Origin of the sequence: Nocardia yamanashiensis (assembly GCF_021183565.1) — a bacterium.
GTDB classification, from domain to species: domain Bacteria; phylum Actinomycetota; class Actinomycetes; order Mycobacteriales; family Mycobacteriaceae; genus Nocardia; species Nocardia yamanashiensis.
Map to the genome: position 1 here is coordinate 99,469 of NZ_CP089226.1, position 24,813 is coordinate 124,281.

General features: G+C 68.2%; 22 protein-coding genes. 10 read left to right on the top strand and 12 right to left on the bottom strand.

From position 1 onward, the window contains the following. Positions 1 to 31: 31 nt before the first annotated feature. Entirely contained in the window at positions 32 to 1,276 is a 1,245-nt protein-coding gene (locus tag LTV02_RS00510; protein WP_067711511.1) for an AAA family ATPase, read from the bottom strand. 165 nt (positions 1,277 to 1,441) lie between these two features. On the opposite strand from LTV02_RS00510, the gene LTV02_RS00515 reads away from it, so the two are divergent. Beyond that, positions 1,442 to 2,233 carry an ArsR/SmtB family transcription factor gene (locus tag LTV02_RS00515; protein WP_067711074.1) on the top strand — a complete coding sequence of 264 codons (792 nt, stop codon included), beginning with the start codon at positions 1,442 to 1,444 and terminating at the stop codon, positions 2,231 to 2,233. Between the two features lies 1 nt (position 2,234). Here LTV02_RS00515 and LTV02_RS00520 read toward each other — a convergent pair whose 3' ends face one another. Continuing rightward, positions 2,235 to 2,654 (bottom strand): PPOX class F420-dependent oxidoreductase, encoded by a 420-nt coding sequence (locus tag LTV02_RS00520; RefSeq protein WP_233036895.1) that lies wholly within the window; start codon positions 2,652 to 2,654, stop codon positions 2,235 to 2,237. A gap of 148 nt (positions 2,655 to 2,802) precedes the next feature. Here LTV02_RS00520 and ligA point away from each other — a divergent pair, with 148 nt between their 5' ends. Together ligA and LTV02_RS00530 are read left to right on the top strand one after the other, a co-directional pair. Further along, entirely contained in the window at positions 2,803 to 4,926 is a 2,124-nt protein-coding gene (gene ligA / locus LTV02_RS00525) for an NAD-dependent DNA ligase LigA (protein WP_233041911.1), read from the top strand. A 111-nt stretch (positions 4,927 to 5,037) separates the two neighbouring features. Next, entirely contained in the window at positions 5,038 to 5,499 is a 462-nt protein-coding gene (locus LTV02_RS00530) for a RidA family protein (RefSeq protein WP_233036898.1), read from the top strand. 60 nt (positions 5,500 to 5,559) lie between these two features. On the opposite strand, the gene LTV02_RS00535 is transcribed toward LTV02_RS00530, so the two are convergent. The 4 genes from LTV02_RS00535 to LTV02_RS00550 form a co-directional block, all read right to left on the bottom strand. Further along, positions 5,560 to 6,399, bottom strand: a complete 840-nt coding sequence (locus LTV02_RS00535) for a PhzF family phenazine biosynthesis protein (RefSeq protein WP_233036900.1) — start codon at positions 6,397 to 6,399, stop codon at positions 5,560 to 5,562. Positions 6,400 to 6,445: 46 nt separating this feature from the next. After that, complete coding sequence (locus LTV02_RS00540; protein WP_233036902.1) at positions 6,446 to 7,084, bottom strand: 2OG-Fe(II) oxygenase; 639 nt, start codon at positions 7,082 to 7,084, stop codon at positions 6,446 to 6,448. Positions 7,085 to 7,381: 297 nt separating this feature from the next. Next, complete coding sequence (locus LTV02_RS00545) at positions 7,382 to 7,606, bottom strand: hypothetical protein (protein WP_233036904.1); 225 nt, start codon at positions 7,604 to 7,606, stop codon at positions 7,382 to 7,384. A 116-nt stretch (positions 7,607 to 7,722) separates the two neighbouring features. Then, positions 7,723 to 10,527 (bottom strand): tetratricopeptide repeat protein, encoded by a 2,805-nt coding sequence (locus LTV02_RS00550; protein WP_233036906.1) that lies wholly within the window; start codon positions 10,525 to 10,527, stop codon positions 7,723 to 7,725. Between the two features lie 243 nt (positions 10,528 to 10,770). Here LTV02_RS00550 and LTV02_RS00555 point away from each other — a divergent pair, with 243 nt between their 5' ends. Further along, positions 10,771 to 11,268 (top strand): GNAT family N-acetyltransferase, encoded by a 498-nt coding sequence (locus tag LTV02_RS00555; protein ID WP_233036909.1) that lies wholly within the window; start codon positions 10,771 to 10,773, stop codon positions 11,266 to 11,268. Here LTV02_RS00555 and LTV02_RS00560 read toward each other — a convergent pair. The 3 genes from LTV02_RS00560 to LTV02_RS00570 form a co-directional block, all read right to left on the bottom strand. Further along, complete coding sequence (locus LTV02_RS00560) at positions 11,261 to 11,767, bottom strand: hypothetical protein (RefSeq protein ID WP_233036911.1); 507 nt, start codon at positions 11,765 to 11,767, stop codon at positions 11,261 to 11,263. The two genes, LTV02_RS00555 and LTV02_RS00560, sit on opposite strands and share 8 nt — an antisense overlap. Continuing rightward, positions 11,761 to 12,195, bottom strand: a complete 435-nt coding sequence (locus LTV02_RS00565) for a hypothetical protein (RefSeq protein ID WP_233036913.1) — start codon at positions 12,193 to 12,195, stop codon at positions 11,761 to 11,763. The genes LTV02_RS00560 and LTV02_RS00565 overlap by 7 nt, the downstream gene beginning before the upstream one ends. Before the next feature lie 190 nt (positions 12,196 to 12,385). After that, a complete protein-coding gene (locus LTV02_RS00570; RefSeq protein WP_233036915.1) occupies positions 12,386 to 13,036 on the bottom strand; it encodes an ACT domain-containing protein in 651 nt (216 codons plus the stop codon). 244 nt (positions 13,037 to 13,280) lie between these two features. Here LTV02_RS00570 and gatC point away from each other — a divergent pair, with 244 nt between their 5' ends. From gatC to LTV02_RS00585, 3 genes are all read left to right on the top strand, one after another. After that, entirely contained in the window at positions 13,281 to 13,580 is a 300-nt protein-coding gene (gatC, locus tag LTV02_RS00575; protein WP_067711088.1) for an Asp-tRNA(Asn)/Glu-tRNA(Gln) amidotransferase subunit GatC, read from the top strand. Beyond that, positions 13,577 to 15,046, top strand: a complete 1,470-nt coding sequence (gene gatA / locus LTV02_RS00580) for an Asp-tRNA(Asn)/Glu-tRNA(Gln) amidotransferase subunit GatA (protein WP_233036917.1) — start codon at positions 13,577 to 13,579, stop codon at positions 15,044 to 15,046. Before gatC ends, gatA begins: the two co-directional genes overlap by 4 nt. Before the next feature lie 308 nt (positions 15,047 to 15,354). After that, positions 15,355 to 17,385, top strand: coding sequence for an ADP-ribosylglycohydrolase family protein (locus tag LTV02_RS00585; RefSeq protein ID WP_233036919.1), 2,031 nt, complete (start codon positions 15,355 to 15,357; stop codon positions 17,383 to 17,385). 1 nt (position 17,386) lies between these two features. Here LTV02_RS00585 and LTV02_RS00590 read toward each other — a convergent pair whose 3' ends face one another. Together LTV02_RS00590 and LTV02_RS00595 are read right to left on the bottom strand one after the other, a co-directional pair. Beyond that, on the bottom strand, positions 17,387 to 18,763 hold the full coding sequence (locus tag LTV02_RS00590) for an alpha/beta-hydrolase family protein (protein WP_233041912.1): 1,377 nt from the start codon (positions 18,761 to 18,763) through the stop codon (positions 17,387 to 17,389). A 146-nt stretch (positions 18,764 to 18,909) separates the two neighbouring features. Then, positions 18,910 to 19,689 carry a hypothetical protein gene (locus LTV02_RS00595; RefSeq protein ID WP_233036921.1) on the bottom strand — a complete coding sequence of 260 codons (780 nt, stop codon included), beginning with the start codon at positions 19,687 to 19,689 and terminating at the stop codon, positions 18,910 to 18,912. 212 nt (positions 19,690 to 19,901) lie between these two features. Between LTV02_RS00595 and LTV02_RS00600 the strand changes: the two genes are divergently transcribed. The 3 genes from LTV02_RS00600 (at position 19,902) to LTV02_RS00610 (ending at position 24,314) form a co-directional block, all read left to right on the top strand. After that, positions 19,902 to 21,050 carry a sensor histidine kinase gene (locus LTV02_RS00600; RefSeq protein WP_233036923.1) on the top strand — a complete coding sequence of 383 codons (1,149 nt, stop codon included), beginning with the start codon at positions 19,902 to 19,904 and terminating at the stop codon, positions 21,048 to 21,050. A gap of 162 nt (positions 21,051 to 21,212) precedes the next feature. Beyond that, positions 21,213 to 21,872 carry a response regulator gene (locus LTV02_RS00605; protein ID WP_233036925.1) on the top strand — a complete coding sequence of 220 codons (660 nt, stop codon included), beginning with the start codon at positions 21,213 to 21,215 and terminating at the stop codon, positions 21,870 to 21,872. A gap of 66 nt (positions 21,873 to 21,938) precedes the next feature. Beyond that, complete coding sequence (locus tag LTV02_RS00610; protein ID WP_233036927.1) at positions 21,939 to 24,314, top strand: serine/threonine-protein kinase; 2,376 nt, start codon at positions 21,939 to 21,941, stop codon at positions 24,312 to 24,314. Positions 24,315 to 24,321: 7 nt separating this feature from the next. Here LTV02_RS00610 and LTV02_RS00615 read toward each other — a convergent pair whose 3' ends face one another. Further along, entirely contained in the window at positions 24,322 to 24,498 is a 177-nt protein-coding gene (locus LTV02_RS00615) for a hypothetical protein (protein WP_233036929.1), read from the bottom strand. Positions 24,499 to 24,813: the final 315 nt, after the last annotated feature.

A 24,813-nucleotide genomic window follows, 5' to 3' on the forward strand; every position in this document is an offset into this window, starting at 1 on the left:
GAGCACCATGCTAGGCGGCGGTGGGGTGTCGCTATTGGGGCATCAGTTCCGACATGCCGAATTCGGCGCGGCGCAGTTGCCAGACGGTGGTGCGCTTGGACTGGGAGCGGCCGTTGCCGCGATCGATCAGGGTGCGATTGGCGGTGGTGAACACCAGTTGCGCGCCCTGGGTATTGGTTTCGGGGTTCTGGAACAGCTGGATCAGGCTGTCGGCGGTCTCGGGGGTGAGGTGCGCGTCGATATCGTCGATGGCCAGCACGCCGCCGGTGTCCAGGGCGTCCAGCATGGGCGGGAGCAGACGCAGCATGGCGAGGGTGGCGCTGGATTCGTCGGTGATGTCGAAGGCGGTTTCGATGCCTTCGTGGGACAGGCCGAGCCCGACGCCGCGGCGCGCCACCATGCGGGAGTAGAGGGCGTCGCGGGCGGCGTACAGGTTGGCCAGTTCGCGTTGCAGCAGGGTGACGGTGATGCCGTGTTCGAGGAACATCTCCTCGGCGTAGTTCGCCGAGATGGTGCAGTTCTCGATTTCCTTTGTGGTGGCGGCGATATCGGTGTCCAGATCGCGCAGGTAGTCGGCGTACATGGGGTCGTCGGTCGGCAGCAGCAGATCGGTGATGCCGAGGTCGGCGGCGCGCAGCAGGGTGAGCAGCCGGACCGCGTGATCGGTGGAGCGGGAGATGTGCGCGCCCACCCGGTGCGCGATCTCGGCGGGATCGGGCTGGCCGCACTGCACTTCGAGCAGCGACTGGAACCAGCGGTAGGCCGGCACCAGGGGTTCGGCGTACAGCTGGCCGGACAGGCTGAGCAGCAAGGCATTCGGGCGCACCAGGGGGACGACCGCGCCCAGACCGTAACGGGTGGCCTCGAACATGGGCCCGATGCGCACCTCGTCACCGGAACGCTCGTACACCACCCGTTTGCGATTGTGCGGATGCGAGTGCAGCCATTCGGCTTTCACATCGGCGTTGTCGAGCTTGAACCCGTAGGTGTACGGGCAGCCCTCGGCCACGAAGTGCGCCACGAATTCCGAAGGGCGATCCGCGAATCCGATATGCGGGGTGCGGACCGGCCCGGAGTAGGGATCCCACCCGGTGACCGAGTTCAGCACGGCGTCGCGCATCCGGTCCAGGGCGTCGACCAATCCGGTCTTGCCCGTGGCGGCGGCCCCGTACACGGCGGTGACCGGCGTGGCGACCGCCCCGCTACCGCGAGTCAGCCGCAATTCCTGCGGTTCGGCGAGAGATCGATGATTCGTCACCTGAAAACTGCGCAACACAAGCGAAATCATGCCGGTCGGCGCACGGAATTGCGACTCGCCCTTTTCGGTCATGTTCCGCGAGGCGCGGAAACCGGTCGGCAAACCTTGACATGCAACCTCGAGGTTGCCTATTCTCGATTACGCAACCAAAGGGTTGCCTATAGCGATGGTGTGAGGTGCCCGGTGGACGAGGTGTTCAAGGCGCTGGCCGACCCGAATCGGCGCAGACTGCTGGACGCCCTCAATGAACGCAATGGTCAGACCCTGCGCGAACTCTGCACCGGCCTGGCCATGACCAGGCAGGCGGTGAGCAAGCACCTGGCCGTGCTGGAAGCGGCCAACCTGGTCACCACCGTGCGCCGCGGCCGCGAGAAACTGCACTATCTCAACGCCGAACCCGTCAATGCCATCGCCGACCGCTGGATCAATCGATACGACCGAGCGCGGGTACACGCCCTCGCCGACCTCAAATCCGCATTGGAGAGCGCGACCATGAGCGAGGAATTCGTCTACACCACCTACATCCGCACCACCCCCGAGAAGCTGTGGCAGGCCCTGACCGATCCGGCCTTCACCAAGCGCTACTGGGGCGCCACCTTCGAAACCGATTGGCGGCCGGGCTCACCCATGACCTGGGAGCAGCAGGGCTGGGTCAGCAAGGATCCGGAACAGGTGGTCGTCACCGCCGACCCGTACCGCACCCTGTCCTACACCTGGCACACCGTCGATCAGGCGTTCGCCGATCAGTTCGGTTTCAGCGCGGAGGATTTCGCACAGCTGTCCACCGAATCCCGCTCCATCGTCACCTTCGAACTGGAACCGGTGGGGGAGACGGTCAAACTCACCGTGGTGCACAACGGCTTCGACCCGGGCAGCGCCATGCTCGCGGGCATCACCGAAGGCTGGCCCGCCATCCTCTCCAGCCTCAAGACCCTGCTCGAGACCGGAGAGGTGCTGCCCGAACCGGCGGAATGAGTCAGCGCAGCAGGCCGTAGGCCCGGGTCGGCGTGAGACGCACGACGGCCCGGCGGTCGGCCACCATGGCGCGGCGATAGTCGTCCCAGTCCTCGTGCTCGCCGCTGAGCGCCCGGTAGTAGTCGACCAGTTCGTCCACCGTGGCATCGGCGGGATCCTGTGCGACGGGCGAGATCTCGGCCTCGCCCTCCAGCACCACGTACGACCAGAAGTCGTCGCTGCTGATGTTCAGCGCCGCCCAGGGTTCGCGGCGCAGATTGTGATACTTGGCGCGGTCCGCGGTGATGGAGATGCGGACGACCCCGTCCGGGCCGACCCGGTGCAGCACGTTGGACAGTTGCGGGCGGGTGTCGCGGCGGATCGTCGCGAGGACGGATTTGGGGTGGGAGCGCGCGAACTCGACGGCCGTCTCCAGGTTCATGTGTGCTGCAACCCGGCCCGCACGAGGGCTGTTCCCGGACCCGTCGCGCGATCGTGAAAATCTCGGCGATTCATGGCGCGACGTGCGCGAATGTCGCGCAAAGGTGTCGGTGGGCTCGACTAGTGTTCCTGGGGTGAGCGAATCGGGCATGGACATCACCCAGACGGACGGGGACGGGCAGGCCGCCGCGAGCGGGGACCAGCGCGTCGAGTATCAGCGGCTGGCCGAAGAGGTGCGCGACCACCAGTTCCGCTACTACGTGCGGGACGCGCCCATCGTCACCGACGGCGAATTCGACGAGCTGTTCAATCGCCTGGTCGCGCTCGAGGAAGCGCATCCGGACCTACGCACGCCCGATTCCCCGACCCAGGTGGTGGGCGGCGGTTTCACCACCGACTTCCAGCCCGTGGACCATCTGGAACGGATGTACTCGCTGGACAATGTGTTCAGCGCGGACGAGATGCGGCAGTGGATCAGCCGCGTCGAGGCCGAGGCCGGCACCGATATCCACTACGTGTGCGAGGTCAAGATCGACGGCGTCGCGCTCAACCTGGTGTACGAGGACGGCAAGCTGGTGCGCGGCGCCACCCGGGGCGACGGCCGTACCGGCGAGGACGTCACGCTCAATGCCCGCACCATCGAGGACATTCCGCATCAGCTCAGGGCCAGTGCCGACTTCCCGGTGCCGAAACTGCTGGAGGTGCGCGGCGAGGCGTTCATGACGCTGGAGGATTTCGAAGCGCTGAACGCGTCCATCGTCGCGGAAGGCAAACCGCCGTACGCGAATCCGCGCAATACCGCGGCCGGTTCGCTGCGCCAGAAGGATCCGGCGGTGACCGCGCGCCGCCGCCTGCGGATGATCTGCCACGGTTTCGGGCGGCTGGAAGGCTTCAACCCGGAATCGCAGTACGAGGCGTACCGGGCGCTGGCGGCCTGGGGCCTGCCGGTGTCGGCGCACACCGTGCGGGTGCAGGGCGCGGACGCGGTGGTGGATCGGGTCGAGTACTGGGGCGAGCACCGGCACGATATCGAGCACGAGATCGACGGCCAGGTGGTCAAGGTCGACGAGTTCTCGCTGCAACGGCGGCTCGGCGCCACCTCGCGCGCGCCGCGCTGGGCCATCGCGTACAAGTATCCGCCCGAGGAAGCCACCACCAAACTGCTCGACATCCAGGTGAATGTCGGTCGCACCGGCCGGGTTACGCCGTTCGCGGTCATGCAGCCGGTCACCGTGGCGGGCTCCACGGTGGCCATGGCGACCCTGCACAACGCGTCCGAGGTACAGCGCAAAGGCGTGCTGATCGGCGACACCGTCACCATCCGCAAGGCCGGTGACGTGATTCCCGAAGTGCTCGGCCCCGTGGTGGACGCGCGCACCGGCGCCGAACGCCCCTTCGTCATGCCCACCCATTGCCCCGAATGCGGCACCGAACTCGCCCCCGCCAAAGAAGGCGACGCCGATATCCGCTGCCCGAACCAGCAGTACTGCCCGGCGCAGTTGCGGGAGCGCGTCTTTCACGTCGCCGGCCGCGGCTCCTTCGATATCGAAGCCCTCGGCTACGAGGCCGCCGTCGACCTGCTCAAGTCCGGCGCCATCGGCGACGAAGGCGACCTGTTCTCCCTCGACGAGGACAAACTCCTCACCACCTCCCTCTTCACCAACCAGAAGGGCGAGCTGACCCAGAACGCCCGCCGCCTGCTCCAGAACCTAGAAACCGCCAAGGACCGCCCCCTCTGGCGCGTCCTGGTGGGCCTGTCCATCCGCCACGTCGGCCCCACCGCCGCCCGCGCCCTGGCGTCCGCCCTGGGCAGCATGGACGCCATCCGCACCGCATCCGCCGAGGAACTCGCCGCCGTCGACGGCGTCGGCCCCACCATCGCCGAATCCCTGGCCGAATGGTTCACCGTCCCCTGGCATCTCGACATCGTCGACAAATGGGCCGCGGCCGGCGTCCGCATGGAAGACGAACGCGACGAATCCATCGAACGCAACCTCGAAGGCCTCTCCATCGTCGTCACCGGCTCCCTGCAAACCTTCACCCGCGACGGCGCCAAGGAAGCCATCCTCATCCGAGGCGGCAAAGCAGCCGGATCCGTCTCCAAGAAAACAGCTTTCGTGGTGATCGGCGACTCACCCGGCTCCAAAGCCGACAAGGCCGAGGAACTCGGCGTCCCGATCCTCGACGAGGAGGGTTTCCGCCTGCTGCTGGAAGGCGGCCCGGAAGCGGTCACGCCGCCCGCGGAGGACACCGCCGGGGAATCGGGCGAATAGCCCGGCTCGTCCGGATGTGCTGGGGCACAGTCACGTTCACCCGGTGAGCCGTACCGGATCGCGCACGGAATTCCGTGCCACGATCCCCGGCGAACGATTACTGTGCCCCGCATGCCCCCGGTACGCGCCCGCCTCGCCGAACTCGGCCTGACCCTGCCCCCGGTCAGCCCGCCCCGGGGCGTGTACGTACCCGCCGTGCACAGCGGAACACTCGTCCACGTCGCCGGCCAGGTGCCGATGGTCGCCGGAAACGTGGTGACCACCGGCCGCGTCGGCGCGGAGATCACCCCCGCCGAAGCCGCGGAACTGTCGCGCCGCTGCGCACTGGCCGCACTCGCCGCGGTGGACGCGCTCGCCGATCTCGACCGGCTCGCCCGGGTGGTCCGCGTAGCCGGATACGTAGCCTCCGCACCGGGTTTCGGCGCCCAGTTCGATGTGGTCGCCGCAGCCGTGGACCTCTTCTCCGCCGTCCTCGGCTCCCCGGGCCGCTCGGTGTGCACCGCGGTAGGCGTCCCCGACCTGCCGCTGAGCGCACCGGTCGAAATCGAGGTCACCGTCGAACTCGCGGAATGACATTCGTCGCCGCTCCCACGCCGCCCTCTTCGAGAAATCCGGCGGCGCTGACAGGGGCGGCTATTCGATCGGTACAGCCGTGCCGCTGACCGCTATGCCGCCTGGTGCAACCGGTACCGTCACCTCGATCCGGCCCGGCCGCCCCATATCCGCGCCCTGGATCACGGTCAGAGTGGCCGGTGGTTCCACCAGCCCGAGTTCGCGGAGGTATCCGCCCAGTGCGGCGGCGGCCGCACCGGTCGCGGGGTCCTCGCGAATACCGCCGGGCGGGAAGGGGTTCCGCGCGTGGTACACGGTGGCGTTCTCCCGCCACACCAGATCGACGGTCGCCCAGTCCATTTCCCGCATGAGGTCGCCCAGCGCCGCGAAGTCGTAGGCGAGGTCGGCCAGCCGGTCACGGGTGCGGGCGGCGATGATCGGATGCCAGGCTCCGGCGTAGGCGGCGCGCGGGGGCAGTTCCGGATCGAGGTCGGCGCGGTCCCAGTGCAGGGCGGACAGCAGCCGGTGGAGTTGCTCGGGCGCGATGTTCCGGGATCGCGGCGGGACCGAAACCAGTGTGGCGGTGACCTTCCCGGCGTCGTCGCGGTAGGTGCTGACCGGCACCGGGCCCGCTTGGGTGTGGAACACCAGCTCGCCGGGACCGAATCGCTCGGCGTAGGCGACGGCGGTCGCGATGGTGGCGTGCCCGCAGAACGGCACTTCGACCAGTGGGCTGAAATACCGGACGTCCAGCGTCTTCTCGTCCGCGCCCGGCGTCGCGAAAGCCGTTTCCGAGTATCCGATCTCGGCGGCCGCCGCCAGCATGTCGGCCGCGTCCAGCCCGGTCGCGTCCAGGACCACTCCGGCCGGATTGCCTCCAGCCGGATCGGAACTGAATGCCGCGTAGCGCAGAATTCCCATCGCTCGACGGTAGCGCGCCGGCGGGTCCCGGTCGCGCGATAGGCGATTATCCCCAAACATGCAGTTCGCCGGAATCGGTGAGTCCCACCGCGAATCCGAGCGCGATTCGCCGCGCCCCGTCGCTCGGCAATACCGCGTGGAAATTGCGCGGATCGAAAAGCAGCGCCTGCCCCACCGAGGGCTGCAATACGAAGGATTCGGCGTCCCCCACCACATCCCGGTGATATCCGTACGAGGCGGGCAATCGATACGATTCGTCGCCCGGCGCCCACCGATGCCGCCACACCACCGTCTGCCCGCCCCGATCGGGCACGCTCAAATACAGGTTGAAGGCGAATTGCGCCACCAGATGCGCATCCACCAGTTTGCCGTCGAATTCCCGGATGGAGTCGTCGAAATGCACCTGGAATCCCTGATTCGGCTCCCGCGCCACCCCCGGCCCGAGCTCCCGGTCATCGCACCGTCCGACGGTCACCGCCCCCGGCCACTCCCGCCCCAGATGCTCCCGGCACAGTGCGAACGGATCGTAGTCCAGCGCCAGCGCCGCCCACGCCGCCCGGCTGGAAGCCAATGCGGGCCAATACTTTTCCCCGAGCGCCCCGGCCACCCGATGATCGCTCACCCCGACCCCGAACCGGAACACCGGCGGATCCACCCGCTTGGTGTCGTAGGCGTCGAACGGCACTCTCCGCAGTGCGGCGAGTATCTCCGAACAAGTCCGTGCCGGAAGGAAATCCGCCACTTGAATCGCTGCATACCGACCGGCCGCTAGCCCGGCAATATGATCGCGTTGGAATCCCGATGCGGTTACGGCCACGAAAAACGGATCGCGCGCGCAAACTGACGTCATGTCCCCACCTGCCCTGGGGTTGAATGTGAAATGAGCTGGCACCCAGGCAGGTCGAGGTTCTCACAGTTTCGGTGCGATCAAGCCGGATTAGACCGATTCGAGATGCTCATAATGTTCGCCGGCCGATGGCTGTCAGGGACTCGTGCTGCCCAGCGGCGGGCTGGTGTCCAGTTCGGGCACCCGGCGATCGGCTTCCAATGTGGTGCGCACGAGTTGGCGCGCGACTTCGAGTAGGAGCGGTGCCGACGCGGGATAGCTGATCGTGCCGGCGGCCGAAGGCTGATCATCGAATTCGTTATCGGACCGTATCATTTCGGCCCCTCCCGCCGTGGCGACGATACTGGTTTCGAAGGCCATGCTCTTGTCAACGCCGCAATCCCCGAAAGTGTTAGCAGCGCCGCGAATTACCGTACATCAGGTTCGTCACACTCGCCGCGTGGTTGAAAGGAATCGGAGTGTTGACCGGGAATTGGCTACCGCAGGTCTTCCCACAAGGTCATAATTCGTTTGTAGAGCGCATCGCTGGGATCCAGCTGGATGCGGGCCTGTTGACGGAGCTCGTCGACGATCTCGCGCGCCTCCTGTAACCGCCCGAGTGCCAGCAGTGCCATGGCCGAGGCCCGTCGCATCGCCAGCGACCAGCGGACCACGTGACCATCGTCGGAGTTCGTCGAACTGGCGACCAGATTCAGCGCGTACCCGGCCTCCCGTTCGGCCCCGGCGTAGTCTTCCAGTTCGAGCAGGCAGCGCGTCAAAGTGTGCCGCACCCACAGTGTTTCGGGCCGGGTCTCCGGACCCTTCTCCAGGCTGACCGCGAGGATCTCGCGCACCATGGGCAGCGCCAGATCGGCCTGCCCCTGATAGATCAGGGCCCGGGCGAGACTACGCCGCACGACCAGGGTGTCGAAGTGATCGAAGCCGCGCACGTCGCGCTCCAGCTCCACGATGGTCCGCAGTTCCTTCTCGGCCTCCGCCGCGCGGCCCTCCTGCTCGAGAATCGCGCGCGCCAGTTTGTGCCGGCTGGCGAGAGTATCGGGATTCAGGTCGCCGTCGGGCAGCACCACCGTGCGTTTCGCCAGGATCTCCCGGAACATGCGTTCGGCGGTCACCCGGTCGCCGCGTTCGAGCACGATCCGGGCCTGCTCGTGCCGGATGGCCAGGATCTCCGGATCATCGATGTCGAGCAGGCAGTCCGCGCAATGGTCGACGATGGCGCGAGCCAATTCGGCAGCGGGATCGAGGAATCCGCGCGCGATCAGATATCGCAGGCTCAGCCGGGCCAGGTCGACGGCCGCGGTGACGGTCGAGTGCTCGCGCAGCGGCCGCGCTCCGACCAGTGCGGCCTGCGCGACCTGATTGGTGTGCGCCACCATCAGATTCCAGACCGGCCAATGCGTCGGATCGTCGGGATCGTGCGGGGTGAGCGCCGCTCGCAGCATGGTGACCGCCAGCGAATGGTAGGCGGCGTGCCGTTCCCGCACATCGGCGTCCTCGTACAGCAGATGGTGGATCTCGGGGTGCAGGGACAGCACGTGCTCCTGCGCACTGGAACCGGTCAAAGGAACCTTGTGCAGTTCGACCAGGCCGACATTCGCGAGCTCCTCCAGCGCGTGCACGGCGTGCTGGGTGGTCATCCCGTCGAGCAGATGCGAGACCGCGGGCGGGGCCTCGCGAAACAGCCGATAATAGGGAATGGGCGCGATGCTGAAGCAGGACAACAGCTTCAGCAAGGTTCCCGCCTCACGCACACCCCGCCCGGTGACCAGCGACAGCGACAGCTTGATGACTTCGCGGGTCAGATTCACCCCCAGCGCCTCGTCGAGGGTGCCGGTCGCCTCGTCGGGCAGATCCCAGCGCCGCCGCACCGCCCGGCGGTAGCCGTCGAAGGTTCGGGCCTCGTCGGGACCGTGGGAGCCGCGCGGCTGATTGGCGGATTCGAGGTATTCGCCTGCCTTGCGTAGTCGCAACGGCAGTCCGCCGAGTTCGGCCGACAGCTGCCGGGCTTCCAGCACGGTCCCGCCGTCGGGGAAGATGTCGCACAGCACGGCCGCGCCCGCGAACACGTCCAGGGTGGGCACCTGACGAACCAGACTCCATGGGGCCCATTCGGATACATTGCCTTGGCGGCTGGTGACCAGGACCCGGCCGTAATCGTTCTCGGGCCGCCGCAGCCATCCGGCGGCTTCGGCGACCCGATCCGCGGGTGCGGCGAGTACGCGCGGATCGTCGGCATTGTCGAAGATCAGCAGCCACGGGCGCTGCTGTTCGTTCAGCAGCCGCCACACCAGATCCGCCGGACCGCTCGGCCCCTTCGAGGCGAAGTCGAGCTGGTTCGCGGAGGCTCCGAGCCGTGTCGCCACCTCCCGCATACAGCCGTTGAGCCGCGACATCCGAACCCACAGCACCAGGTGGCCCCGCCGTTCGGCCCGGCGTGCGATTTCCAGTGCGAGCCTGGTCTTTCCGACTCCGCCCTCACCGGTGAGCACCTGGACTCGGCCCGCCGCGTGCTGATCGATGGCGTCCAGCAATTGATCCCGTCCACGCGTGGTGCGCTGCAGGTCGTTCCACGGCGGATCGACGGGCACCGAAAGCCGGGTGTCCCCGTTGGTCTCGTGTTGCCGCTGGATGCGTGCGACGGTCGCGACGCTCGTCAATGCCTGTTTCAGCACCAGATACGAGGTGGCTTCGGTCCCGCTCGGCCGGATGATCGACGAGTGATCCCCGGGCACCTTTCCGGTATCGATGAAGCCCCAGGTCGCCACGTCCGTCGGCACCACGCCGTCTTCCAGTCCGCCGTACGCGGAAATCGGGATCTGGCATTCGGTATCGCTGCGTCCGCGTGCGAAGACGACGCGTTCGAGGACGGTGCGGTGCGCCGACATGACCGCCTCGTGGAACGGCCGCAGCCAGCGTTCCTGCGGATTGCGCACGAACCACATCGATTTGCGCAGGGAGAGAAAGAACTCCGACCCGGTGGTCGGACAGGCGTACATGACGATCTGCCGGATGTTCTCCAGCTCGTGGGCGCGTTTCCGCTGACAGGCGTCGGCGAGGAACTGTTGGACGACCAGCCCGCCCTGGCTGTGCGTGACCAGGACGACCGGGTCGGTGCCGGAGAAGTTCGCCTTGAGGTAGGTGCCCAGTGCGCCGCCGATGTTCCGCACATCCGCGATCCGGCGATCGGGCCGTAGGCGGAACTTCGGGGTGTGGTACTCGAAGTAGTTCAGATGAATCGCGCTGCCCGCCAGTTCGGGATCCGCCTGAATCGCTTTGGTCATGTCCGACCAGGTTTTTCGGGACGAGAACAACCCGTGCACGAAAACGACGTGAACCCCCATGGCGAACCCTCTTCGTCGAACTGCGGTCGAACGACACCTTCCTAACAGATCGGCCCGACACGAACAGTGGCTTTCCCATTGCGAAATCCGCACGAATCGGATGGCCGATTGCGATGGGTCCGCGGGGAATGGGAATGATGGGGGTTTGGTTTTCTTGGCGATGGTCGGAAGTCGGAGGTTGCTGTGGTTCAGGAGTTCGAGATTCGCGCTGCCCGGGCCGAGGAGTTCGCGGCGATCGGGGAGTTGACGGTCGAGGTGTATGTGGGGGAGGGGCACGTTTCGCCGGAGAGTCCGTATGGGGCGGAGCTGGCTGATACCGCTACGCGGGCGGCTGCGGCGGAGGTGCTGGTGGCGGTGCGGGACGGGGTGGTGCTGGGGTCGTTGACGCTGGCGCGGCCGGGGACGCCGTTCGCGGATATCGCGCGGGACGGGGAGCTGGAGTTCCGGATGCTGGCGGTCGCCAAACAGGCGCGGGGATTGGGGGTCGGGACGGCGCTGGTGCGGAGGGTGGTCGACACCGGGCGGGCGGAGGGGTTCGAGGGGGTGGTGCTGACCACCATGCCGACCATGGCCGATGCCCGGCGGATCTACGATCGGCTGGGCTTCGTCCATGTGCCGGAACGGGATTGGTTCACCATGACGGGGCTGCCGTTGACGGTGATGCGGCTCGATCTCAAGTGAGGACGCCGTCGATGCAGAGGCTCTGGGTGCGCCAGGTGGGTGCGGGGCGGTCGCCGGCGAACGCCCATTCGGTGGCGGGGGCGACCGGTTTCCAGAGCAGCAGGCCTTCGGGCAGGCGCTGCACCTGATAGATGTCGTCGGTGCCGGGGACGAGCTGGCTGCCGACGCAGTAGTCGGTGTAGCTGGTGCCGGGTTGCCTTGCGCCGGCGCTGAATCGGCCGGTGGGGTTGGCGGCGGCGCCGGGGTTGGGGACGGTGTCGGCGCGGTCGGTGCGCTGGCCGCTGAACCAGTACGGTGCGCCGTCGCGTTCGCCGCAGCGGAATTCGGTGCCGCCCGCGACGACGGTCTGGCCGGGCGCGTATGTCGTTCCCGCCCACAGGCATCCGATGGCGGGGCGAGTCTTGCGCGCCTCGGCTTCGGCGGTGCCCGCGCCCAGCGGGACGCCGACGGCGGCGAGGGCGGCGACGGCCAGCGGGGTGACGGCGCGGCGGGTCAGCACGAGACGGCCTGCGGCTTGCAGACGGCCCAGCCGGTACCGTCCTCGTTCGGCACCGCGGTCCAGGTGCTGCGGGAGCCGTCATTGCCCATGGAGCGGCTCGCCCCGGGTTGCGGGGTGCGCTGGCTTTCGCGCCGGTTGGCCAGATGCTCGTTCCGCAGTGCGGGGTTCGAATCGATGTGGTGGAAGCCTTGCGGATCGGTGTGGTGAGCGCCGGTGGTATCGCCGTTGTAGGGCCGGGGGCCGAAGTTGTTCGCCGCGTTGCCGCTTCCGAGATTGCCGTTGCCGAGCGAACTGCCGGCGCGGCCGCCGGTGTCGCGGCCGGCGAGGCTGCCGCCCGAAAGCGATTCCGCCGCCGCGGTTCCGGCGGTGATCACGCCGGCGACAGCTGCCAGCGCGAGGGTTGCGAGGGTGGTGGGTATCCGTTGCATGGGCGTCGTTGCCCTCCGTCCATCTACGTAGCTCAATAGTAGTTATCTACTGAGCTCGATAGTAGATGGGCAACGCTGAGAACAGCCTGTGATTCCGCGTAAGCCCCGCTCACGGCCCGAAAAGTGGCGGAAGGCACAACGATTCGGGCCGGTGCGAACGCATCGCACCGGCCCGAAGGAAAGAAGAAAACTAGCCGAGAACCGTGGCCACGATCCCCGCCAGGTAACCCAGCCGCGCCACCTCGGACGGCCGGAAGTCGGGCCCGCCGGGGCGGCCCAGCAGCAGCACCTTGCCGGTATTGCCGAGCGGCGCGGCGGCCAGCTTGGTGTCCATATCGCGCCACAATTGCGGCACCCATTCGCTCTCGCCGTCCAGCACGGCCGGCTTCTCCAGGGGCATCCACGGCGCGGATCCGGCCTGGGTGGACGGCGCGCTCTGCGAACCCACCACCCGGTACGCGCCCTGCGGGCCCATATCGATGATGGTCGACCAGCCCACCCGCAGCACCCGCGGCGCACCGTCGACCAGCACCTGCAACCGATCGTCGCGCGCATTGGCGACCTGATCGATGAGCTCGAGCTCGCGGTGTGTGTCGAGGATCCCCGAGTAGGGCCGCAGCGAATCCACCTGCACGTCGTGCAGGGACTCGGCGGCGGTGATCAGGGTGTCGGGCAGTGCGCCCGACGGCACCTCCACCACGATGTCGTCGATCGCGAAGCCGTCACCGCGCTCGACGACATCCAGCGAGAGGATGTCCGCGCCGACGGAACCCAGTGCGAGCGCAAGGGAACCGAGACTGCCTGGACGATCCGGAAGTTGCACGCGAAGCAGGTATGACACGTGCCTTCCTTTCTTTCCTGTGCGACCGAAACTTTCGGACGGGTACCCGAGGTACGCAATATTTACACCCTCGCGACCCGGTTATCGAATCGAACCGTTTCCTGTGATGCGCACCACTTACTCGTGGGTTGCCCTATCGATACTGCCAGCTCTGCCGACACCTGTCGCGGGCCGCGCGGGCAAGGTCGCTAGGCTGTGACAGGTCGAATCACCAAGCTCTCACCATGTCGAAAGGGGTCTCGCGGTGCCCGCCATCTCCAGGGACGAGGTCGCACACCTCGCCCGGTTGTCCCGGCTCGCCCTCACCGATGACGAACTCGATCTGTACGCCGGTCAGCTGGACTCCATCCTGACCCACGTCGCGCAGATCTCCGAGGTCGCCGCCGAAGACGTCCCCGCCACCGCGTCCCCGAATCCGGCGACCAATGTGACGCGCCCGGACGAGGAACAGCCCTGCCTGACGCCGGAGCAAGCGCTCGCCATGGCGCCCGCCGTCGACGAGCAGCGGTTCCAGGTTCCGCAGATTCTGGGAGAGGGCGAATGAGCGACCTGACACAGCTGTCCGCGGCCGAGCTGGCGGGCAAGATCCACGCGCGCGAAGTCTCCTCGGTCGAGGTGACCGAGGCGCACATCCAGCGCATCGCCGAGGTCGACGGGGAGATCAACGCCTTCCTGCACGTCGCCGGCGAACAGGCCCTGGTGGCCGCCGCCGAGGTGGACCGCGCGGTCGCCGCCGGCACCGTGGCCTCGCCGCTGGCCGGTGTTCCCTTGGCGCTCAAGGATGTTTTCACCACCACCGATATGCCGACCACCTGCGGGTCGAAGATCCTCGAGGGCTGGGTGTCGCCGTACGACGCGACGCTGACCACCAAGCTGCGCGAGGCCGGCATCCCGATTCTCGGCAAGACCAATATGGACGAGTTCGCCATGGGGTCCTCCACCGAGAACTCGGCGTACGGGCCGACCCGCAACCCGTGGGACAAGGACCGGATCCCGGGTGGATCGGGTGGCGGTTCCGCCGCCGCGCTGGCCTCCTACCAGGCCCCGCTGGCGATCGGCACCGATACCGGTGGCTCCATCCGCCAGCCCGCCGCCGTCACCGCGACGGTCGGCACCAAGCCCACCTACGGCACCGTGTCCCGCTTCGGCCTGGTCGCCTGCGCGTCCTCGCTGGATCAGGGCGGGCCTTGCGGCCGAACGGTTCTCGACACCGCGCTGCTGCACGAGGTGATCGCCGGATACGACCCGCGCGATTCCACCTCCCGCAATGTGCCGGTCGCTCCGGTCGTGGCGGCGGCCCGCGAAGGCGCGAACGGTGACCTGTCCGGCGTGAAGATCGGCGTGGTGAAGGAGCTGCACTCCGACTCCTACCAGCCGGGCGTGCTGGCCTCCTTCGACGCCGCCGTGGATCAGCTGAAGCAGCTGGGCGCGGAGATCGTCGAGGTGTCCTGCCCCAACTTCGTGCACGCGCTGTCCGCGTACTACCTGGTCATGCCGTCGGAGGTGTCGTCCAACCTGGCGCGCTTCGATGCCATGCGCTACGGGCTGCGGGTCGGCGACGACGGCACCCATTCGGCCGATCAGGTCATGTCGCTCAGCCGCGAGGCCGGGTTCGGGCCGGAGGTCAAGCGCCGCATCATGATCGGCACCTACGCGCTGTCGGCCGGTTACTACGACGCCTACTACGGTCAGGCGCTCAAGGTGCGCACGCTCATCGCGCGCGACTTCGACCGGGCGTACGAGAGCGTCGACGTGCTGATCTCGCCGACCAGCCCGTTCACCCCGTGGAAGCTGGGCGAGAAGGTCGACGATCCGCTGGCCATGTACCTGTCCGACCTGTGCACCCTGCCCACCAACCTGGCCGGGCACTGCGCCATGTCGGTGCCGTCCGGGCTGTCCGCCGACGACGGGCTGCCGGTGGGTCTGCAGATCATGGCCCCGGCGCTGGCCGACGACCGGCTGTACCGGGTCGGCGCGGCCTACGAGGCGGCGCGCGGCGCGATCGCCTGATCGGCAGTACACAACAACAACACTCGGCTCCCGCCCAGGTATGGGCGGGAGCCGAGTGCGTAATGGGGTGGTGGCGTGGCCGATTCGGAGTGTGGGGTGGCGGCGCGGCCATTTCGGGGCGTGGAGGTGGCGGCGCGTTTTCGGGGCTGGGGTGACGGCGCTGCCGAATCGTCCTCGAGCCGGTAGTCCGCCGGTTCGGGCGTGTCCCTGACCGGATGCCATAGGTTTTGGCGGCCTGACAATCGCTGCGAGCCGCGGGACGCGCCCGGTAGGCTGCACCTGGTTCGGAGTGTCGGAGGGGATCGGGGATGTTGCGTCGGGGTGAGCTGTTCGCCGGATACCGGATCGAACGCGAAGTCGGCCGCGGCGGCATGGGTTCGGTGTACGCCGCCAGACATCCGCGCCTGCCCCGCATGACCGCGCTCAAGCTGTTGCATCCGGAAATGTTCGGGGACAACGACACCCGCGTCCGGTTCGAGCGCGAAGCCGACGTGGTGGCGCGGCTCGACCATCCGAACATCATCACCGTGTACGACCGCGGGGCCGAGGGCGATCAGTTGTGGATCGCCATGCAGTACGTGGACGGCCAGGACGGGGCCACGGTGGACTGGCGGGCGCTCAGTCCCGAGCGTGCGGTGGAGATCATCATCCAGACCGCCGCCGCACTGGATTACGCGCACGGCAAGGGCGTGCTGCACCGCGATGTGAAGCCCGCCAATATCCTGCTGTCGCACTCCGCGGGCACCGCCACCGGGTTCAGCGAGCGAGTGCTGTTGAGCGACTTCGGAATCGCTCGCGTGCTCGACGACACCGCGCACCTCACCCGCACCGGAACCCTCAACGCCACCCTCGCGTACGCCTCGCCGGAGCAACTGTCGGCCGACCCCCTCGACGCGCGCTCGGATCAATACTCGCTGGCGTGCACGCTGTTCCGATTGCTGACCGGGCGCGGGCCCTACGACGCCCCCAGCATCGCGACCGTGCTGCTGGGCCATATCCAGGGCACGCCGCCGACCGTCGTCTCCTTCCGGCACGACCTGCCGCCCGAACTGGATCGGGTACTGGCGCGGGCGTTGGCGAAGGATCCGCGGGAAAGGTTCACCAGCTGCACCGAATTCGCGGAGGCCGCCTGGGATGCGGTGAACCCGCCCGCCGGGCCGACCGTGGTGACCCGGCGCGAACCGCCGCCCGAATCGAGCAACGGGTCCGCGCGATCGCAGCGCGAGATCGTGCACGGGTGCATGCTCGGCGGCGCCGTGGGCGATGCGCTGGGCGCGCCGGTGGAGATGATGCTGCTGCCGAATATCCTGCAGCGCTACGGATCCCGGGGCATGACCGGCAGCGGCGACACCTACAAAGGCAAGATCACCGACGAGACGCAGCTGGCGCTGTTCACCATGGAGGCGCTGATCCGCAGCTCGGTGCGGGCGCGGGCGCGCGGCATCGGCGGGGCGACGGTCGCCATGATTCAGGAGAACCTGCTCGTTTGGCTGCAGGGGCAAGGGGTTTCGCTGCCGGAACAGCCGTTCGCACTGCGCAGCGGGTTGAGCGGATACCCCGAATTGATGAGCTACCGGGGGCCGACACATGCCACCACCACCGCCATGCAGCGGGCCGCCGAACGCCGGCAGCCGGGATCGCCACTGGGGACGCGGGATCGGCCGATCAACGATTCCAAGGGCTGCGCGGGAGTGGTGCGGGCGGCGCCTATCGGATTCCTGCACTCGCTGCCGTCGGCGTTCGAATCAGCCTGTGACGCAGCGGCTCTGACGCACGGCAACCCGAGCGGATGGCTGCCCGCGGGCACTCTGGCCGCCACCGTATTCGGCCTGTCGCGCGGACTGGATCTGCGCACCTCGCTCAACCATGCGGCCAGTGAACTCGCGCGGCATCGCGATCATCAGGAGACGTCCGAGGCGCTCGCGACCGCCATCCGGCTCGCCGACGCCGCCGCGGGCGCGGGCGGAGTCATGCCCGAGCCCGAGATCCTGGATCCGCTGGGCTTCGGGGTGATCGGCCCGGACGCGCTGGCCATCGCGGTCTGCGCGGCGCTGTGTGCCGAAACCATCGGCGGCACACCGGAACAGATCTTCCGCAACGGGGTGCTGCTGGCTGTCAATCACTCCGGGGACAGCGATTCCACCGGAGCCATCTGCGGCAATCTGCTGGGCGCGCGGCTCGGCGTGCAGGCCATTCCCGCCGAATGGCATGCCCGCCTGGACGCCGCGCCCATCATCGACCGCCTCGCCACGGATTTCTGCACCGAATTCGGGCCGAACCCGCCGAGCAATGCCTACGGGGAACCCTCCGACGAGTGGTACGCACGGTATCCCGGATGACTCAGCAATCGGGCAGTGCGGTGCCCTGATCGGTGCCGTAGCGGTGACCGTGCCCGGCGGGAGCATCCAGTGCGCCGAGCAGGTCCGCGGTGGTCTGCACGAAGCTCACCACCGGAAGCCATTGCGGTACCGGCGCATCCGGGCGGGTACCGCTGAGATCCGGTGCCCGCCACAGCAGTGACGGCGACCAATGCACCACCGGATCGGACGCATTCGCGAGAACCGCTGCCCCCGAACGATGCACCGCGTTCGCCGGCGGCCCCGCCCACAGCACCGAGCACGTCCGCCGATCCTGCTCGGCATCGTCGCCGAAGATGGCATTTCCGCCGACCGCGCCCAGGCTCTGCCCGTACACGTACAACTTCGGCCGCCGCGGCAGCGTCGAAATCCGTTGCTCCACCGCCTCGAACAGGGCCCGCGCCGACTCCGCCGCCGCATTCCGCCCGAACATGAACGTCACCCAGCTCGGCGCGGCCGAGTACTGCAGCCCGGCCAGCGCCACATCGCCGCCGAACTTCTCCTCCATGCCCTTCGCCGCGTCCGAATCGATCCAGCCGGAGCCGGTGGGCACCATCAGCACCAGATTCCCCCGCTCGAATCCGCCCGCCCGCTCCAGTTCCCGGACCGCCAACTCGACCCGCGCCGGTAGATCCCGCGCCGAATGCAATCCCACATACACCCGCACCCCTGCCCCCGAACCTCCGGCGACGAACCGCCGTCCCTGCGCACCCAGTTCGGCCCAGCTCGCCGCCGACCCGGGACTCCCCGACCTGGTCGACGAAACAGGCTGCACCACAGTGGGGTCCACGAACGAATCGGCCGCCGCATAAGCCGCCTGCCGCCATTCCACCACTATCGGCACCCCGGCGAACTGCACCCCGAGCAGTGTCACCAACCCGATCAAGGCACTCCGCATTCGACCCAAACCTCTTACGACCCAGCGCAACCCGAACCAGATCCCGACGACGACGGCCACGATCAGTACCGTGGTCAACGCCCATCGCGCCCAGTACCCGAGACCGATAGCGCCGACCCCCATCACCTCCCGCAACCGGTTCTGCCAGTACTCCGCATACGTCATCGCCATCCCGATCGCGGCAACCCCTGCTCCGCCCGCCGCCAATCGCAATCCCGGCGACGTTTCCCGCCGACCCCGGAACCGCCGCAACACAACCCGCACGACCCCAGCTCCCGCCAGCGATAGAACCACCAGCAATGCGGTAACAATGGCCTGCGCCATCGGTGTCCGAGGCAAGAGGCCGGGCGCGAGCGAGGCAACCACCCCGGCCGTGACAGCCGCCGCCGTCCCCACCCGCGGCACCCGGGCGGCAACCGCCTGCCCGACCCGCCCCCTCCCACAGCCGGCACCCACCGTCATTCCGGCATGCTTTCGGTCGGAATCCACACGGCTCGTAGATATCTCGCCCGCCGCCCCCTCCGGCGCCCGGTCGAGCATGGCGGTATCCGCGTTCAGCGGTGGCATGTGCAACTCCTCTGCTGCGATGGAAGATGTCAGCTGGACGGTCACCCCCGCACCTCCGGCGAGTTACGCCGTTCATTGCGGCGCGCACGCATCCGGCGGGTGAAAACCGTGATGGCCGAAGTGATTCCGGCGAGCAGGAACGCGATGCCACTCACCTGGAGAATGCGCACGAGCGGGGAAGGGGAGTCGGGTCCGGCGGCGAGCAGCGTCTCGTGCACCGGCACCCCGTAGTCCTGCCGGATCGAATTCAGATCCACGGCCGCGGTGGCGATACTGGCCATCACCTGGCATTGCGTGCGAGCCAGCGTCTCGGTGCGCGCCGCACACGCGGCATGCATGCGCTGTTCCAATGCGGCATCGAGACTCTGACGCGCCCACGGCCCCAGCGGTTCACCGTGATCGCCCGCGTAACGGAGCAGGTCGTACCCGAGGTCGTGCGCCTTGCACGCCAGATCGAACTCGGCGGGCAGCGGGACCGGCGACGAGCAGTCACCGTTCGGGTTGACCAGAATGCCGTCCGACAACACGGGACGGTATCCGGCCGAGGTGGCGAAGTCGGCGGGAATGAGCGCCGGATCCTGCTGTCCCACCGTCGATTCCACCGCCAGGCGCGCCCCGAGACTCTCCGGCAGCACCGGCGTGGCCGACGCGGCGCTCGCGGCCGGCGCGAACACCACCGCGACCGAGGCGACCAGCAGTGCGACTCCGGCCAGCAGCCCGGCGCGACGGCCGGAGGAGCCGAACGCCGCGGAATCGTCGGCGGCTGCCGTAATGGGGGAATCGTGGGGCGTGCGGGCCTGGCTGGACGGGAACGCTCTCATGGCTCAGAACGCTAGGAATCGGCCGCCGACCTGGGCCTCACGCCCGCGAACCGTTCCCGTCTGGCCGAAACGGGGGAGAAGCGGACCGGACTGATACTCCGGTATGGGGTGGGAGATCGCCCGGGGGTATGACGTGGCGTCGGCCCCGGTTCTCTACCGTCGATGGCATGGTCGGTGATGCGGTCGGACGAGTACGTCCGAAAACAGGTCGGATGTGGTTCGACGCCGTCACGTTATTCGTGGCATTGGTGTTCATCGCGGTGGCATGGCCCACCCTGCAGGTGACGCACAAGGTGCCGGCCGCCGCCATGCCGTTCATCGCCGGGTTCGCGGCGTTCCCGATCTTGCTGGTCCGCGTCAATCCGGCGCTGGGGTGGGCGGTATCGGCCGGGTCGGCGCTGCTGATATCGGTGGCGGTGCCGCATCAACCGGGCAACACCATCCCCTTCCAAGTGGTGCACATCCTGTCGTTGTTCGCGCTGGTGTTCGCGGTCGCGGTGCGTTCGCCGATCCGGATCGTCGGCGTGGTGTGGATCGCCACGTCACTGCTGTTCGCCACGACCATGGCCAACAGCGGCGACAGCTTCGCCGACGCCGGCTTCGGCTGGCCCATCGCCATCACCGGGCTGGTGATCTTCGGCCTGCTCATCCGCTGGGTGGTGGTGCAACGGCAAGCCCTGATGAAGTCCGCGGAAGAAACCGAGCTGGAGCGCGCCCGCAGGGCAATCCTCGAGGAGAAAGCTCGCATCGCCCGCGACCTGCACGACGTCGTAGCCCATCACATGTCGATGGTGGTGGTGCAGGCGCAAACCGCCCCGTACCGGATCACCGGACTATCTGCGGAAGCGCAAGCCGAATTCGAATCGATCGGCACCGGGGCGCGGGCGGCATTGAACGAGATCCGCGGCTTGCTGGGCGTACTGCGCAGCGACGGGCAACTCCCCGAACACGCCCCGCAACCGACCGCCGCCGACATCCGAGGGCTGCTCGAAGGAGCGTTGCGAGCAGGTGTTCCCATCACGTGGAAGATCGATGGGAATCTGACGGAAGTGCCGGAGACGACCGGACTGGCGGCGTACCGCATCGTCCAAGAGTCACTCGCGAACGCTTCTCGCCACGCTTCCGGCGCGCCGGTGCGTGTGCACATCGCCCAAGCCGCCGCCCTCATCTTGACGGTTGCCAATGACCGACCGCTCACGGTGGCGGATCCGTCCGCGACTCCCGGCAGCGGCATCGCCGGTATGCGATCCCGGGCGGAGGCGGTCGGCGGCACTTTGTACGCCGGCGCACGTCCGGATGGTGGCTTCGATGTGCGGGCTGAACTGCCGCTGCTGGTCGCCGCACCGGTTTCGGCCCCATAACCTGGAGTTTTGCTCCACTTTCCGGCCCTCCCCGTCGGTTTCCCGACCGGAACGCCCCCGAAGTGGAGCAAAACTCCAACCCTCCCGGTGCGCGAAGTTGCTCCGCCCACCCGTATCCACCCTCCGGCGTGGCAAACTCGGTGGCGTGCGTGAGGTGGGACTGTGGCGATAACGGTGTTGATCGCCGACGACCAGGCGATGGTGCGAGCGGGCTTCGGGGCGCTGCTGGGCGCGCAAGCCGATATCAGCGTCGTCGGTGACGCTCCGGACGGCAAAATCGCTGTGGCGGAAGCGAAGCGACTGCGGCCGGATGTGGTGCTCATGGATGTGCGCATGCCGGAGATGAACGGATTGGACGCGGCGCGCGCCATTCTCGGCGCCGGTATGGATCCGCCGGTACGAGTGCTCATGCTGACGACCTTCGATATCGACGACTACGTGTACGAGGCGTTGACGATCGGCGCGAGCGGGTTCCTGCTCAAAGACGCGCCGGCGGAGGAGTTGGTGCGCGCCGTGCGAGTGGTCGCGGCCGGAGACGCGTTGCTGGCGCCTACCGTGACGCGGCGGCTCATCGAAGACGTGACGCGTCGCCGGACGCGCCGCAACCCCGCGCCCGCGCTGTCGGTGCTCACGCCACGCGAGCGCGAAGTGCTGGAATTGGTGGCACGCGGCATGTCGAACGCGGAAATCGCCGAAAGTCTTTTCGTGGCAGAACAGACGGTGAAAACGCATGTCTCCAAAGTGTTCGCGAAGCTGAATTTGCGGGACCGGGCGCAAGCCGTGGTGCTCGCCTACGAATCGGGTCTGGTGACGCCGGGCTGACCGGCTGACCAGTGTGAAAACGAGTAGGCTCACGGACTTGTACGTCACCGGAAGGGGGTCGTCGAAGTGCTGAACAGCGGGGACATCTTCGCCGGTTTCCGCATCGAACGGCTGCTCGGACAGGGCGGAATGGGATCGGTGTATCTCGCCCGGCATCCCCGGTTGGGCAAGCTCACCGCGCTCAAGCTGCTGAACCGGGAATTGTACGCGGACAGGGAGATTCGCACGCGCTTCGAACGCGAAGCCGAGATGGTCGCGCAGCTCGATCACCCGAATATCGTCGAGGTGTACGACCGCGGGACCGAGGACGCGCAGCTGTGGATCTCCATGCAGTACGTGGACGGTGTCGACGCCGCCGGCGTGGATGTCACCCAATTGCCGCCGGAACGCGCCGTGCAGATCATCGAAGGCGTCGCCTCCGCACTGGATTACGCGCACAGCCGCGGCGTGCTGCACCGGGATGTCAAGCCCGCCAACATCATTCTGGCGCGCGCGGTGGCCGGGCACGGTGAACGCGTCTTCCTCACCGACTTCGGCATTGCCCGACTGCGCGAGGATTCCACCCACCTCACTCAGGCCGGCATGTTCACCGCGACGCTGGCGTACGCCTCGCCCGAACAGATGACGGGTCAGCATCTGGACCACACCACCGACCAGTACTCCCTGGGCTGTGCGCTCTACTGGCTGCTGATCGGCATCGGCCCCTTCGATTCCCCGCATCCTGGCGAACTGATCCGCGGCCACCTGCAACTCCTGCCGCCGCCCGTCAGCCTGCGCCGCCCCGGCCTCTCACCCGCCATGGACGCCGTCATCACCAAAGCCATGGCGAAGCGCCCCATCGACCGCTTCCCCTCCTGCTCCGATTTCGCCAAGGCCGCCCGCCGCGCCTTGACCGCCCCGCTCCGTCAAATCCCCACGCCGCCGGTGCAATCCGGTCCGACCCATCGCCCCTACCCCCAGAACGCCGCCCAGCCGGCCCCGCCCGGCTACGTGCCCCAGGCTCCGGCCTACCCGGCTCCACTCCCGGGCTATCAGGGCCCGCCGGCCGCGCCCCCGCCGAACTACCCGGCACCCGCGCCCCAGGGATACCCTGCCGCGCCGAGTGCGCCACCGGCACCGGGTCATCCGGTGCCCGGACAGGTGCCGCCCCAAGGCCCGGTAGCCGGCCCGCAGGTCGCGCCGCCGGGTCAGCCGAGTTCCGGGGAGCCGCTGGGTTACCCGGGCGCCGGTGCGCCGGCCGCATATCCACCCGTGTATTCGCCGTCGCCGCAGGCGTATCCGGCCGCGCCGGCTCAGCCGGGCTCGCTGCCACCACCGGAGACGACGGAATCGATGTCCGACGAGTTGTCCCGGCAGCGCACCGACTTGCTGCCGCAACCGGCGACACCCGCCGCTCAGCAGGTCGCGACGGCCGAGCCGGTGGACGCCACCGAGATGCCGGTGACCGCTCAGGCTCAGTCCGAGCGCACCACCATGACCCATACGGTCGCGGTACCGGTCCGCGAGGACGGTTCACGTTCCCAGTCGGAGTCCCGCCCGGAAGCCGCGGCGTCGTCCGAGGAATCGGCGGCGGGGTCGAAGGGCTCGGATCTCGGTGCGGCGTCCGGCTCGAGCGGCTCGGCGTTCGAGGCGGCGGCTCGGGTCGCGGCTGAGCCGGGCCGGCATCGAGCGTCGAGTGCGGAGGCGTTCGTCGGGGATCGAGTATCGGAAATGGTGCGCCATCCGGAATCCGGTGCGTTCATACCCGAGCGGGAGCGTGCCAAGCATGACGCGGGCGGCCGATCCGCAGGCGGGGCGGCCGCGGTGTCGCCGCTGCGGCCGGCCCGGAACGACCCGGCCGCAACGACTTTGCCGGAGGCCCGGACCGTCGAGGCGCCCGCCGACGCCGCACCCGCCGCCGACGACGGCACTCCCGGTGTCGATGGGAACCCGGGGTCGGACGACGGCCCCGCTTCGACGGCTCCGGGGCGAGCCGATATCGCTGCGGCGGAGGAGGCTTCCCCGGATACGGCCGCGAGCGGGCCGGAGTCGGCCGTTCCGCAGGAACCGGTCGACGGCGAGGGCGCCGATCCCACCGAACCCTCGGCTCCGGCCGCGCCCGGCGGAGCGGATTCCGCTGTGGGCGAAGAGCTTCCGGCAAGCGCCGGACCGGCTGCCGATCCCGGTGCGGTGGATGCCGGCCCGGCGCAGGGTTCGGAGGGGTTGACGGTTTCGCAGCGGGTGCCGTTGCCGGCGGAAACGGGGTTCCCGCGGTACCCGGAGCAATTGCCGCCGAATGTGTTCGGGCCGAATACCGGGCAATTCCCGCCGATTTCGATGCCGCCGCCGCAGCGGCCGGAGCAATTGGAGCGGTCTCAGGTGGCGGCGTTGGTGGTGCTGGGCGTGGCGTTGGTGGTGCTGGTAGTGCTGCTGGCGGTGGTGGTGCTGGTGGTGGGCGGGTAGCCGGTGCTCACGGGCTTGCGCGGTGGTCGAGCACCATCAGGCCTTGCTCGACCAGGATCTGCCGGGCGCGGCGGCGGATTCGGCAGTTGTCGACGGTGCAGCATCTATGGATCTGCATGGCTTCGTGAGCTTGCGACAGGGTCAGGTCGCCGGGTTCTACGGTGCAATCGAACAGATACATCATGGTGTCCGCCGGATCAGCGCAGGGGGCAGGCAAATTCGCGGTCCGGCGCTGGCTGTCGGCGGGCGGCGGGCGTGACACCGGGCCTGGGAGAAAGCGTATCGAGGTTTGTGCGCGCGCATGGCGGTATGGGTTGGCTCGCCTGGATATTCGCGTGTGAATAGCCAAATTCTTCACCGACCGGTCGGCCCGCAATGCCGGAATTATTACGCGAATGCGCGGAGTGGGTGCGCCCGGCTCGGGGACGAGTGGGTCCAGAGGTATCGGGGCTCCGGCTCTCACCGGGCGCGACTCCAGTCCAGCACCGCACCGGCGAAC